The organism is Chryseobacterium fluminis, from assembly GCF_026314945.1.
GTDB classification, from domain to species: domain Bacteria; phylum Bacteroidota; class Bacteroidia; order Flavobacteriales; family Weeksellaceae; genus Chryseobacterium; species Chryseobacterium fluminis.
The window spans coordinates 4,141,999-4,155,646 of the sequence record NZ_CP111121.1; the positions used below are offsets into that span (position 1 = coordinate 4,141,999).

Sequence of the window (13,648 nt, forward strand, 5' to 3'; positions counted from 1 at the left end):
CTTGCCAACAATGAGTGTATTAGAAATAAAATCTCCACAATCTTATGCTTTTGAAAAACATGGGAATGTACCGGTTAATTTATATACAGGAACTTTAGATTTAAAGATTCCTATTTATTCACTTCCCACAAGTAGCGGGAAAAGTCTGGATGTGTTTATCTCATATGATTCATCTGGATTTTTGCCTCATAAAAAATCTGATTATGCAGGAGTAAGTTGGTCACTGCTTGCGGGCGGAAGAATTACCAGAAGCGTTAACAGAATAGCAGATGAATATCTAGGCAATCCTACATCCAATTTAGGTAATCCTTTTGGGCCCGGGGCAGATCTTAACGGCTTTCTAACGGGTGTCCGATTAAATCCGTATCAAAACAGTCAAGTTTATGATTTGTATGGTGTCGCGGGTGGACTTAACGGATTAGATTGGAGATTGGGGACTGCTCAAAACGGATATGAAGGCGAGCCTGATACCTTCCACTTTAACGCAATGGGACTTTCTGGAAAATTTATGGTGGGAAATAATGGTACTGTCTTAGTCGAATCTAATGATCCGAATGTGAAAGTAGATCTGTCTGGATTAGTATCTTATGGAGGTAAACAGTTTTGCAAGCCTCCCAACGAGACTATTGTGATTACCGACGGGCAAGGTAACAAATACTACTTTGGAGGAGATTTTTCCAAATATGAAATTGGATATTTGCTAAAATCACCAGGGCTGCATAAAGATAACCGATTTGAAAGCTTTCCTTATATTAATTCATTCAGTCTTGCTAAAATAGAGTTTACTAATGGGCAAATCGTAACTTTTGATTATGCGGCAGACACTTTGAATAATATTTTTTGTAATCTGACCACCAGTTCAATAAATCTTAAAGCAAATGCTAAAGTACTCAACTTTGAGGGATATTTTCAGGATGGAACAAGCTATGGAGAGTGGCAGAATTGTCCAGGAGGAATAGGATGTGAATATGTATCAAATAATTCACCCAGTAATACGGAAAATTTTATATTAACGAAACGATCTCTGTTAGAGTCTATAAAATATGAAGGTAATGAAATTAAAATCAATTATAAGGACACTGGCTATCCTATTAAACATTATGAAGGAGTATCCAATTCGTTGGAATTCAATGAATATGTGCTAGATAATATTCAGGTTTTGAATAATAGCCAACTAATTCAAAATACAGTATTTGCCTATGATGATCTTGGAGGAGTAAATAAAAGGCCATTTTTAAAAACGATTACAGAAACTAAAAGCAACAGAGTATATAGTTTTGAATATTTTAATACAACAAACTTACCTAAATACATAACGAAAGGTCTAGATCATTGGGGATATTGGAATGGTAGGGATGGAAATACGAGCCTATCACCATTTGATACTTACGACTTTACAACCGGGGATTATACATTAAACAATACGTTCAGAGATACGGAAATTCAAAAGCACAATGTTGGAATGCTGAGTAAAATCATCTATCCTACAAAAGGGTATTCCACTTTTGAATATGAACCTAATTTTTATGGGAAAAGAATTGAAAGAAATTCAGGAAGTGCTTTTTTACCAACTTTGACTAATAATGCGGGGGTAGTAGGAGGTGCGAGGATTCACAGACAGTATGATTATTCTGAAAATGGAGGGATTATTAATGATAAAACTTATAAATACACCACTACAGTAAACGGAGCCATTTCGTCAGGGATTCTTATGAACTGGCCACGATATATGTATTATATAGAATATTCAGGGCCGGGCTTCATTCAAAAGGTAATGAACAGATCCAGCTCCAATGTTCAGCAAAATAGTTTGGATAGCTATAATGTAGGATATCAGAGAGTTTATGAGATTAATTCAGGAAAAGGTTACACAGAATATAATTTCACTAACTATGAAGATTATCCTGACATTTTGAATCCTGATTCTGGAAATATTAGAAATTATTTCATAATAAATCCAAATATGGGAACCTATCAAGCTTCCCCCGAAAATTTATATAAAAATTTCAGAAATCTATATGGGATTGACAGAAGCATTTTAAGAGGAAAGCTAAAATCTGAGATTATATATCCTGAAAGTTCAGCAAATCCATTAAAAAAAACAGAGCATATCTATAACGACAATATTGATTACAATCCGAATACTTCTCAGGATAATAATAATTATGTAACTCTAAACCATCAAACAGGATATTGGGTGCAGGGATATAAGAGATATTTAAACACCTCTGCTATTAAAAAGAAAATTGTCACTGATTTTTTAAACAACAACCCTATTGCAACTATAACGGATTATTCTTACAATAGTAGTAATCATTTAAATCTTACAAAAGAAAACATAGTTCTGTCTGATAACTCTGAATTAATTAAAAATTATTTATACGCGCAGGATTCTAATAGTTCAAATGCTTTGATGGCTTCGAAGAATGTGGTGGGAATTCCAATAATTATCGAGGCTAAAAAAGATAATAAAGTCATTTCTAAATCTGAAACAATTTACCCTACTTCTGTACCCACGGCCCAAACAGGAACTCTCGTATTGCCATTATCCTCAAAATCTTTTGACCTTCAAAGTCCAGCGTCTGCGACCACAGAAGTTATCTATGATCAGTACGATTCAAAAGGGAATATCCTTCAGTACACCACCAAAGATGGTATTTCCACTACCATCATCTGGGGGTATAACGGAACGCAGCCTATTGCTAGGATTGAAGGAGCCAAGCTATCCGATATCCCGCAATCTGCTATCGATGCTATTGTTAGTGCATCTGTAACTGACGCGCAGCAGGGAACAACTGCTTCTGATGAAAGTTTAATCGCAGCGTTACATACTTTTAGAACGAGTTTATCCGCTTACTAGATTACAACCTATACCTACGATCCTTTGATCGGGGTAAGAAGCATCACGCCACCCTCAGGAGTCCGTGAAGTTTATCTTTATGATACAGCAAATAGACTGAAAGAAGTAAGAGAAAACAATGAAGCAGGCAGGCTGTTAAAAGAATTCAAATACAATTATAAAAACTAAAAACACGATGAAAAAAATATTAATCCCGATAGGAGCACTGCTTCTATCCAATATCATGTACGGTCAGTTATCTCCGACAGAAAACTATGTATACAGCAAAACGTATTTAGATTACAACGGAGCTACTCCTGTCAAAACCTCAGAAACCGTCCAGTATTTCGATGGCCTGGGACGGCCAAAACAGATCGTGAATGTCAAAGCCTCACCACAGGGAAAAGATGTGGTGACCCATATTGAATATGACGGATTCGGAAGGCAGACCAAAGACTATCTTCCCATCCCACAATCCCAAACCTTAAACGGCGCTATTTTCCCGACGCCACTGGCCAACGCTTCTGCGTCTTACGGCTCAGAAAAGATCTATGCGGAAAAGATTTTGGAAAACTCTCCGTTAGACCGTATTCAGCAGCAGATCCAGGTGGGAACGGACTGGAGCAACAAGCCGGTGAAATTCGATTATGATGCCAATGCAGTAGCCGATGAAGTGTTCAAATATACCACCACAACCACCTGGGAAAATAATGCCACCAGATCCACGATCAGTTATACCGGAAATTACGGAGCCAACCAGCTGTATAAAAATACGGTCACCGATGAAGACGGAAACAAAACCATTGAATTTAAAAACGGTCAGGGCCAGGTCGTTTTAGTCAGAAAAATCAACGGAACCGAAAAAGTTGACACCTATTATGTATACAATGAGTATAATCAGCTGGCATTTGTGATCCCTCCGAAAGCAGCCGTAGCTACAGACCTCAACACTGTTATGGATGATCTCTGTTACCAGTACCGGTACGACGGCAGGGCAAGACTCGTGGAAAAGAAAGTCCCGGGAAAAGGTTGGGAACATCTGGTGTATGATAAAGCGGATCGTCTGATTTTTACGCAGGATGCTGTAATGCGTGCTGACGGGAAATGGCTTTTTACCAAGTATGACTCGTTTGGAAGACCTATTATTACAGGACGAGTTTCGGGAACCGACCGAAACGATATGCAGACTGCCATTGGGAATGCTACCATTCTTACCGAGCGCAGAGATGCTGCCGGTTTTACAAAAAACGGGATGCAGATCTATTATTCCAATGACAGCTTCCCGTATTTTGATACAGCGCTCACAGTTACTTATTATGATACGTATCCTGCCGGTTCACCTGCTGTCACCAATGTGTTCTCACAGGAGCTTTTAACCGACAACCATTCCAATACGGTATCCACAAAAGGGTTACCGGTAGCCAGTTATATCAAAAATATTGAAGACGACATCTGGACCAAAATCTACACCTGGTATGATACCAAAGGAAGAAGTATAGGCTCAAGGAGCGATAATCATCTGGGAGGCTATACGGTGGTCAATCATAAACTTGATTTTGCTGGTGCTGTCCTTCAGACCAATACCTATCATAAAAGACTGGCGGGTGATCCCGAAACCGGTATTGCGGAAGTCTTTGAATACGATCATCAGAACAGGGTAAAAAAACACTGGCATTACGTAGGCAATAACCCAGGGGAATTACTGGCTGAAAACACGTACAACGAACTTTCCCAGCTGGCCAATAAAAAAGTAGGGAATAATCTTCAGAGCATTGATTATGCGTATAACATCCGGGGATGGATGACCCAGATCAATGATCCTTCCAATTTGGGCAATGATCTGTTTGGCTATAAGATCAATTACAACCATGTTGAAGGTTTGGAGAATCCGAATACCGATTTTATGGATCTAAAAGTAAAGCCTAAATACAATGGAAATATCGCTGAAGTATCCTGGAAAACCTTAACGGAAGATAATGAGCCTTTAAAAAGGTATGGTTATGTGTATGACGATTTAAACCGGTTATCAGCAGGATTTTACCAGAAACAGGGTGCTGAGTCGGCGCGTGAATATTTTGAAAGACTGGAGTATGATCTGAATGGAAACATAAAAAGACTGCAAAGATCTGAAGGGCTGGTGTCAGGAAATACCGCTTTAATGATTGATAACCTGAAATATGATTATGCAGGCAACAAGCTCACAAAAGTAACAGAAGAACAGATCGGCAACAGTTTAGGATATCCTTATTTTGCCACTCCAAATTCAATGGGTTATGATGATAATGGAAATATGACCAGTCATCCGGACAAGGGAATTTCAAAAATAAACTATAACTTTTTAAATCTTCCGGATAACATCAGTGTAAGACCGGGTACGAAAACGGCAAATACCAGCCGCTTAACGTATAGAGCAGATGGTGTTAAGGTTTCGAAGATATTCAGTACCAATGCGGGAGGATCGGTAACAAACACGGGTTATTTAGATGGCTTCCAGTACAGTTTTTACACAGGATCAGTAGGAACAATAAATCCGTCAGGGTTACAGTTTGTCCCGACTTCCGAAGGATATTATGATTTTATAAATAATTCTTATATTTACCATTATACTGACCATTTAGGAAATGTAAGATTAAGCTATACCGATACGAATAAAGATGGGATTATTCAACCGAGGCAATATAAAGTCCAGCAATGTGACGGACCGAATAATCCACCCTTTGAGATTCCCAATTGTGTAGACTATTATAAGCCGGGCGAGATTATGGAAGTTAATAATTATTATCCGTTTGGTTTACTGCATAATTATACACTGACTACCCAGAATGCATATCAGTACAAGTATAATGGGAAGGAGTTACAGGAAACAGGAATGTATGATTATGGAGCGAGGATGTATATGCCGGATTTGGGAAGATGGGGTGTTGTGGATCCTTTAAGTGAAAAGGGACATAATTTTTCTCCTTACAGTTATGCTATCAATAATCCGATACGTTTTATTGATCCCGATGGTTTATGGATTAGTATTTTTGATGGAAATAATCAGTATCGATATTCTAATGGACAAACTCAACATCAAGTAAACGGAAAATGGCAAGCAATTGATTCAAGCGTAACTTTATCAGATAACGTAATAGGAATTGTTGCAGGTTTGTCAGCATTAGAAAGTGGCGGAGATACAGGAAAAGAGTTAGTTTCTTATTTTGATAATGCAGATCATAATGTAAGTCTTGTATATGAAAAAGGCAGTATGGAGGCGGGAATCGAAAAGTCTGATCCTATAAAATTAGACCCAAAAATGTCAAGAAAGCTTCCACAAACAAATGGATTTCAGGAATCCCCATTCTTCGTAAATCTTGGGCATGAATTAGGGCACAAAATGGATCCTAATAAATATGCTTTATTCGGAAGCTGGACAGATCCAACAATAAGTGCAAGTGAAATTTATGCAAGTCATATAGAAAATAAGATCAGAGCAGAAAATGGATTACCATTGAGAGTTTCCTATGGAATTAATTTGAATAATAAAGTTGCTAATGGTGTAGATCCTAGAACAATGCTCATTGATAGTACAGGCAACAGTGTGTATTACAATAATTATGGGAAAAATATTCGCTTTGACATGAAAGCAGGTGACCTATTTAATGCTTATCTTGATTGTATAGGATGCGGAAAGCCTTTGACAAACAGGTTCAATTATTATAATAACGTAAAAAAACAAAAAAAATGAGAATCTTTTTAATAAGTACTGTTTTACTTCTTGGTAACTCCTGTCAAGCACAAAATAACCAAATTTCACAATCAGATATTGCTTCTTTTTTTAAAATAGATGGTAAGGAAATTAAAAATTGTCAAAGAGAAAGTGAAGAACTTAAAAAGCAAAAAATTGACAAAATAACAATTAATACTGTACAAGATGCTTGCATTGCTAGATATGAACACTTTAATTTTTATAGAGAAAACACCCTAAAGATGTTAGAAAAAATTCCAAAAGAAAAAGATTTTGTAATTATTAACTACATCAATGATAACTCAATGATACCTCACAGTACAAAGACAATATTAAATTTTGAAAATAATTATTTTGGTTTTAAACATTATTATAATTATGAAAATGATAAGTTTATTGAAAAAAATGAGAAATTTGAAGTTAATAAATCTGACATAGAAAATATTCAGAAAATTGATGAATATTTAAAAACGGGTCAATCTCAATATGTTGATATGAAAAGCGCTGGATTGATAGGTAATAATGCACATTGGCATATTGTTGCAAGAAATAATGGAAAAGTTAGAATGATTGAATTGTTTAGAATAAAATAATCCTCGCTATCACACGATTTTATCGTGTGGCAGATAAGCGTAAACCCTGCCAATTGCGAGGGTATTTATCAATATAAGTGTAACGGAAAAGAATTGCAGGAAACGGAATGTATGATTAACTTCCTAGACATTAGAAAGTAAAACTATTTTTAAATATACTTTCAGAAAATTTCCTTAGTATTTAATTAAAATGACAAATAATCCGTCTCACTAGTTATTCAGTGAGACGGATTATTATTTTATCTTTACAAAAACTAAACCCAATCCCCATGAAAAAATCCTCTTCCTCATTCTATTCAAAACAACGGAAATTTAGATTATGGCTGGAGAAATAGATCCCGGAGAACAGCACAGAGCAAGGTTTGAACCTCTTGATTCTACTCATTGGGGTAATGTTTCAGTGTTACTCTCAACGCCATTCAAGGACACCCAAGAGAATTTACAGCAATAGCAGGGCAGTTGAGGGTTCTTCACAGTTAGCAGATTGACGAATAAGAAATTGGAATGCCCCTTCAAGTATAGCAAAAAGCCGTATTTTTGCAGAAGTAATGAGTACAAGGCTACCCGCTTCCGCTCAGGCGTTAGGGAAATTTTCAAAAGCTTTAAAATGGGGAGGTAGAATTGTTGGTGGAATTGGAATTGCTAACTCTATATACCAAGGTATGGAGGGTAATATTTCTTCAACTCGTGCAGCTGTAGATACTGCCATGGGAGTTGTAGGTTTTTTTGGACCTTGGGGAGCAGCAGCATCACTAATATATTTTGGTGGGATGGCAATTGATGAGACGAATTTTAATGATGGCAAAGCAGTATTTTAACATGATTAGATTTATAAGATTACTTTTTTATCATATATATTTATACTTCTATAAAGTAGATAATGGGAATAAAGCACTTGCTAAGTTTACAACATGGTTGATTTTCACATTACTTTTTGGAGTAATTATATACTCCCTATCTGTGTTTATTAGGTTATACCATGATAATGATGTTATTCATACATTTTATATGTATTATATTTTAATATTTACAATTATTGGATTTTTTGTTGGAAGAAATATATATATAATTGGCTTCGAAAGCCTTGACTCCTTTAGAGACTACAGTATAAAATATTATTTTTATTTTTTCTTAATTGTTGGCTTTACATTCATATTAGCGTTTTATTCCATGAACGTCAATCAAAAGCGAATTTTCGAGAATGAAAAAATAGAAAGTCATGGCAGAGCAGGATAATTTCTCTATTGAACAAGTAAAAAAATAAAGAAAGGGATCATAAATAATCCCGCTGAGCAATGTTTGTAACTTTATGCAGATTAAAAAGTCACCACATTGCTGTGTTTTTTTAAAAAGTATAACACATTTATTATGCCTTTCTGGTATTAAAGTTAAAGACTCAGCACCTTATGGGTCTCAAAAATTTTAAAATATGTCAGTTAAAAAAGTATATTGCTATTTTTTCTATAAACTGTATAAGTTTTGGGATGGTGTTTCTTATCCAAAATTTTGGAGTGATTGGAAATCCAGCTTGACGTTAGATTGTTTAATTTATTTCATAGTAACATCAGCTTTTATTTATTATAAAGTTTTTTTTAATATCACGGTACATTTAAGTGAGAATAATAACAATATATTTATTTCAGTTATTGTAATTGTATTTTTCAATTACTTTATATTTCATCATCAAGATCAATGGAAGGATCTTATTACTGAATATGACAAATTACCTGAACGAAAGAATAATATTGGAAGTTGGATCGTTTTTGGAGTAATCCTGTTGATTGTTGGAAATTTAATTTTTTCATTTTACTGTTTAGATCAAAAAGCAAAAGAAAATCAAACAGGACCTTATGCTTCAGAGGTTATAACAAAGAAAAGGAAGAAAGATTCACTACAAAAAGCCCAACAAATTCAAAAGCTTAAGAAGATATATGGAGAGGATAAAAAGTAAATTTTTCATAACGGGTGAAATATTTTAAAAATTATCTGGCAGGCAATTTATGATTACCTGCCAGATCTTTAATAAGGCTTTGTCGTTTCATAGAGATCCTATTAGAGATAGAGAGCCTCAATCCCAGACATCGAACTAAATGGGGAAAGGTTTAGCTATCGCTTTATTAAACCTTAATATTGTAGTAAGATTAATTCCAAATTAAAATTTATGAACAGATTTTTCCCAATAGAATTAAATAATAAGGAACTAAGTAAACAAACATTACAATATATTTATTCAATCGAGAATAGCTATGTTGAATACACCTTATATTTAAATATTTTAAATCCCCTTGAAAAATACGGAGATTTGAGAAAACATGAGTCTTTTTTAAAAGAAAGATTGTCAAAACTTGAATTTTCAATAGATTATGACGAAGTAACCTTTGAAAACAATATTTCGGGCTATCTTGATAATAATTACGAACTCCTTCGAAAATTATCTGATAAAAAATTCGAACTAGAAAAGTTATCAAAAGAAATTTTTTGGTCAAATAACACTGAAAAAAATATTTATCAAAGTATTAGCGACTTTAATTGTTTTGAAGACAAATTTATTCCTGCTGACAAGATCAATAAAAAAGTAATTAATATTCCTTTTAATATAGATGGATGGGGCCTTTATTACCAAAAATTATTACAAATAAAATTTCCTGAATTTTCAGAGGTAATAGTTGTAGATAAGGAAATTATACAATATAGGCACCTTAAAGAAGATTTTTACTTAGGAATAAAAATTAATTACCAAACATTAAAATCAAATCTAAAAAAAAATTTTGATGCAGAACCTAATCATAAATTAGTCATATTCAAAAAGATTGATAAAAAGAAAATAGATCACGTAGTAACATTTGATAAATTTGTTCATCCTCATTTTAATCCTCCTGCATATTCATTTGGTTGGTATTACTACGCAGAGAATTCTTATTATGTCAATAATAATGAAATGAGATTAAATTATATTATCGAGAAAGACTTTTTGGAAAATGGAAATGTTCGGCTATTTATGTCTGAAGAGTTTGGAAAAAAGTTGAAAAAACATGCATATTTTTATTACCATATGCTACATGAAACAACTAAAGAGTATATCAAATTTATTGAAGAGTCTTTTATACTATAGGAATACTTAGTAAAGAGGTTAATTAAAAATCTTAAATAATGAGAAACTTAAAATATATTTTTTTTCTACTACCTTTTTTGTCTTATTCACAAATAACAATAGACTATACTGCAAATAAAATCAACAATAGCCGAAAAATATTTTTATCAATAAAGATTACAAACGAGAGCGGAGAAAAATATGCTATTCCCATTGATACTACTGGCTTTAGAGTCTACTATAGAGATGAATCTTATTCCAATTTCTTTTTTGGAGGTGCAGACCGAGGGTTGGGATTAACTGTACTCTTTAGTAATAAAGGAGAGTATCAAAATGGCCAATCGGGAGGAGGCTATATAAATGAAGAAAATTTCGATAAACAATCTATTAGTAATCAGTCTGATAGTTATCATAGACAATTAGAGAAATGGAAGACTAAATACAATATTAAAGTTGACTCGATAGCAGAAAAGAACAAATATTTTTTTGAGAGTATAATTTTATTAAATCCTCGTCAAGCTATCGAATTTAAAACTGAGTTGGATCCTAATCTATTTAATCAGGATGAAAATCTTATTTTGTTTAATACATATTATTTGCAACCCGAAAAACAGTATCTATTTTCCCTTTATCATTGTATTGATGCAAAATCTTATCAGGTCTTAACTCATCGGCAGAAAAAAGAATTATATGGTTACAGGTTATTTAGTGGAAATATTAAGTCGCAAGAAATTCAATATAGTTTTACAGAAGGGAAAACTAATGAGACTATTAAATGAATCAAACTCTTGCAAATATATTGTTCTGTAGTAATTAGATTCTCTAATAAAGTAGAATTTACTAAATCTTATGAATTTATAATTTAAAAAAACAACCCTGGTAAATTGCTGGGGTTTGATTTTAAATGATAGTTTATGGTCCAACGGGAGTGTGAAGTAGGGAGAACTTTCATAAAAAGGATTTTTTTTTGGATCATCTTGATAATACATATTTTGGAGTGATTTGACAAGAAGCTTGATGTTATTGCAAAATGTAGACACGATATAAATGAGTTGAGATTGAATATTAAAATTTATTTCTAGCGGCTTATAGTATATTTGGAAAATATTTACAAAATTAAAAACTAGTCCAACTATTATAAACCTTTAAAATCAATATGGATAAAAAAATAATCCTAATGAGTCTATTATTTATAGCAGTGTTATTTAACTCGCAAATAAAATTAGAAATAACGTTAATAAAGAATAATGGTGATAAACTTACAAAGCAAATTGAGATAAAAATAACTAATAAAACAAATGATAAGTATGTAATTCCCATTGATACTACTGATTTTAAACCTTTTTTCAACGGCGAAAACTGTTTGAAATATGACTTGTTTTCATTCAGAGAAACAAATGATTTATTATTTGCACTAGCCTTCATAAATCCAGAAAATAATTTATTTAATAATAAAATTTACAATGATCCTGATCCTTCACTGCTTCTTCATTCAAGTATGAAAGTAAAGACTGAGTTTAAGAAAGAGAAAGATTCAGCAAATAAAACATATGACCGAAGCATCAATCGTTGGATAAAAGATTTTGGGCTTAATCCCAATAGAAATTGGGCTGAGATGAATCACAAGTTATTTTCAAGCGTTCTATTTTTAGAACCCAATCAGGAAATTGTTTTAAAAAGACACATTGATCCCTTAAAACTGTCATCATCAAAAATGCACGAGACAGGAAATTATTTTTATTCTTATCATTTAGAGAAAAACGTAAAATATAATTTCCAACTCTTCTATTGTATAGATAAAAAAATGTATGAGTATTTAACGAGAGAACAAAAAGAAAAATTATCAGGCTATCAGCTTTTTTCGGGTAATTTGAGAAGTAATGTATTGCGGTGGGACTAGATTATAGGATATGGTACTTTCATATTTTCAATTCTTTTCACTCACAAATAGTCATGACATGGAAATCAAATCCAAAAGGAGAAGCCAAATTAAAATACTAATAATTACTATGTTGTTCTCAACGGCATTGCTGAAATCTCAAATTACTATAAACTATGATATAAAAAAAATTCCAGAGACACGTAATTATAGGATATATATCAGTATTAAAAATAATACTGATAAAAAGTATGTAATTCCCATTGATACTACGGGTTTTCGTGTATACTATCCTGATGAACCCGTTTCTGAATTCTATTATGAACAAGCTGACAGAGGCTTAGGTCTAATTTTGTTATTTAAGGATGTCGATAAATATGTTACCGGAGAGTCAAGATCACATGCATTCAGAGAAACGGATATTGATGACCACATGTCGAAAGAATACAAACAAAAACAAAATACTTATAAGAAAGAAATAGATCGTTGGAGAAAAAAATATAAGATCAAAGACGAGGATGCTGCCAAAAAGAATAAATATCTGTATAATAGTTTAAAAATCTTAAATCCAGGAGAAATTCTTTCTTTTTATAAAACGTTTGATTTCTTAGATTTTAATGATAATAAGGACTATTATAATCTATATCCACTTGAATATGATAAAAAATATAACTTCTCATTAGAATATTCTGTTGATAAGGAAATATATTCTAATTTGACTTCTGAACAAAAAGAAATTTTTAAGGATTATATTTTTCTTTATGGAAGGCAAACCAGTGATATATCGCAATTTGAAGTTAGTGAAGAAGAATATAAAAGAAATTGATTGGATAATACTGATCGTAATAGCGATTCTATAGCTTATGTGTTTCTGAAAATGATCTTACAAATTCATAATCGGTGAGACTTGAAATAAAATCCTGGCAAAATTGCTGGGGTTTTATTTTAAAAAATATGAAATCAATTGATTATCCATTTTTTTTGTACCAAAATATTACCGAATTGTATGACATTGAGTGACAAGTCGTATGAAGAAATTAAACAGCATTTCAATAAATAGAGAAGTTTTAACAGGGTGTGAAAATGTATATAAAAATCCAAAAATGCATCTGGATTATAAAATTTATTTTACATGGCTTCATTGATCGGATATGAAGGAGCACATTGGGGAAGTCCTATTCATGGGAAGGCAGGATAGGGGATCCTGATATTAAAATTCTTGGAATATACATATAGCAGACATGGAGCAAGTACAGTTCCAGAATTATTCGCTATCCTGCTACTGTTATTGATAAAGTTCAAAATTATTGGTCAAGATTAGACCGGGCCTCGTCTATCTATTGGAACAGTTTATCAAAAAAATAAAATATTATGAGAAACATATTATTGATTTTTAGGTTAATTTTTAGCATCAGTTTATATTCACAAATCAAAATGAAATTTGAATTTTGACAAGTATACTAATCCGTCTCACAAGTTATTCAGTGAGGCGGACTTTTATTTTTATCTTTACAAAAAC

At 32.9% G+C, this 13,648-nt stretch carries 9 protein-coding genes; all 9 read left to right on the plus strand.

The features are described 5' to 3' along the window. Positions 1–10 precede the first annotated feature (10 nt). The 9 genes from ODZ84_RS18960 (at position 11) to ODZ84_RS19000 (ending at position 12,955) form a co-directional block, all read left to right on the plus strand. On the plus strand, positions 11–2,860 hold the full coding sequence (locus tag ODZ84_RS18960) for a hypothetical protein (protein ID WP_266173952.1): 2,850 nt from the start codon (positions 11–13) through the stop codon (positions 2,858–2,860). A 175-nt stretch (positions 2,861–3,035) separates the two neighbouring features. Continuing rightward, positions 3,036–6,566 (plus strand): DUF6443 domain-containing protein, encoded by a 3,531-nt coding sequence (locus ODZ84_RS18965; RefSeq protein WP_266173954.1) that lies wholly within the window; start codon positions 3,036–3,038, stop codon positions 6,564–6,566. Then, positions 6,563–7,159 (plus strand): hypothetical protein, encoded by a 597-nt coding sequence (locus ODZ84_RS18970; protein WP_266173955.1) that lies wholly within the window; start codon positions 6,563–6,565, stop codon positions 7,157–7,159. The genes ODZ84_RS18965 and ODZ84_RS18970 overlap by 4 nt, the downstream gene beginning before the upstream one ends. A gap of 548 nt (positions 7,160–7,707) precedes the next feature. After that, entirely contained in the window at positions 7,708–7,977 is a 270-nt protein-coding gene (locus tag ODZ84_RS18975) for a hypothetical protein (protein WP_266173956.1), read from the plus strand. A 611-nt stretch (positions 7,978–8,588) separates the two neighbouring features. Further along, the gene (locus tag ODZ84_RS18980; protein ID WP_266173957.1) at positions 8,589–9,110 is read left to right on the plus strand and encodes a hypothetical protein; all 522 of its coding nucleotides are present in this window, start codon (positions 8,589–8,591) and stop codon (positions 9,108–9,110) included. A 210-nt stretch (positions 9,111–9,320) separates the two neighbouring features. Continuing rightward, positions 9,321–10,271, plus strand: coding sequence for a hypothetical protein (locus tag ODZ84_RS18985; protein ID WP_266173958.1), 951 nt, complete (start codon positions 9,321–9,323; stop codon positions 10,269–10,271). 38 nt (positions 10,272–10,309) lie between these two features. Next, a complete protein-coding gene (locus ODZ84_RS18990) occupies positions 10,310–11,029 on the plus strand; it encodes a hypothetical protein (RefSeq protein WP_266173959.1) in 720 nt (239 codons plus the stop codon). 398 nt (positions 11,030–11,427) lie between these two features. Further along, the gene (locus ODZ84_RS18995; protein WP_266173960.1) at positions 11,428–12,150 is read left to right on the plus strand and encodes a hypothetical protein; all 723 of its coding nucleotides are present in this window, start codon (positions 11,428–11,430) and stop codon (positions 12,148–12,150) included. A gap of 58 nt (positions 12,151–12,208) precedes the next feature. Beyond that, positions 12,209–12,955, plus strand: coding sequence for a hypothetical protein (locus ODZ84_RS19000; RefSeq protein WP_266173961.1), 747 nt, complete (start codon positions 12,209–12,211; stop codon positions 12,953–12,955). Positions 12,956–13,648: the final 693 nt, after the last annotated feature.

Excerpts from the sequence above, each read along its gene's own strand:
- ODZ84_RS18975 (WP_266173956.1), top strand. The coding sequence starts at position 7,708 with ATGAGTACAAGGCTACCCGCTTCCGCTCAGGCGTTAGGGAAATTTTCA.
- ODZ84_RS18970 (WP_266173955.1), top strand. The coding sequence starts at position 6,563 with ATGAGAATCTTTTTAATAAGTACTGTTTTACTTCTTGGTAACTCCTGT.
- ODZ84_RS18990 (WP_266173959.1), top strand. The coding sequence starts at position 10,310 with ATGAGAAACTTAAAATATATTTTTTTTCTACTACCTTTTTTGTCTTAT.
- ODZ84_RS19000 (WP_266173961.1), top strand. The coding sequence starts at position 12,209 with ATGGAAATCAAATCCAAAAGGAGAAGCCAAATTAAAATACTAATAATT.
- ODZ84_RS18985 (WP_266173958.1), top strand. The coding sequence starts at position 9,321 with ATGAACAGATTTTTCCCAATAGAATTAAATAATAAGGAACTAAGTAAA.
- ODZ84_RS18960 (WP_266173952.1), top strand. The coding sequence starts at position 11 with ATGAGTGTATTAGAAATAAAATCTCCACAATCTTATGCTTTTGAAAAA.
- ODZ84_RS18980 (WP_266173957.1), top strand. The coding sequence starts at position 8,589 with ATGTCAGTTAAAAAAGTATATTGCTATTTTTTCTATAAACTGTATAAG.
- ODZ84_RS18995 (WP_266173960.1), top strand. The coding sequence starts at position 11,428 with ATGAGTCTATTATTTATAGCAGTGTTATTTAACTCGCAAATAAAATTA.
- ODZ84_RS18965 (WP_266173954.1), top strand. The coding sequence starts at position 3,036 with ATGAAAAAAATATTAATCCCGATAGGAGCACTGCTTCTATCCAATATC.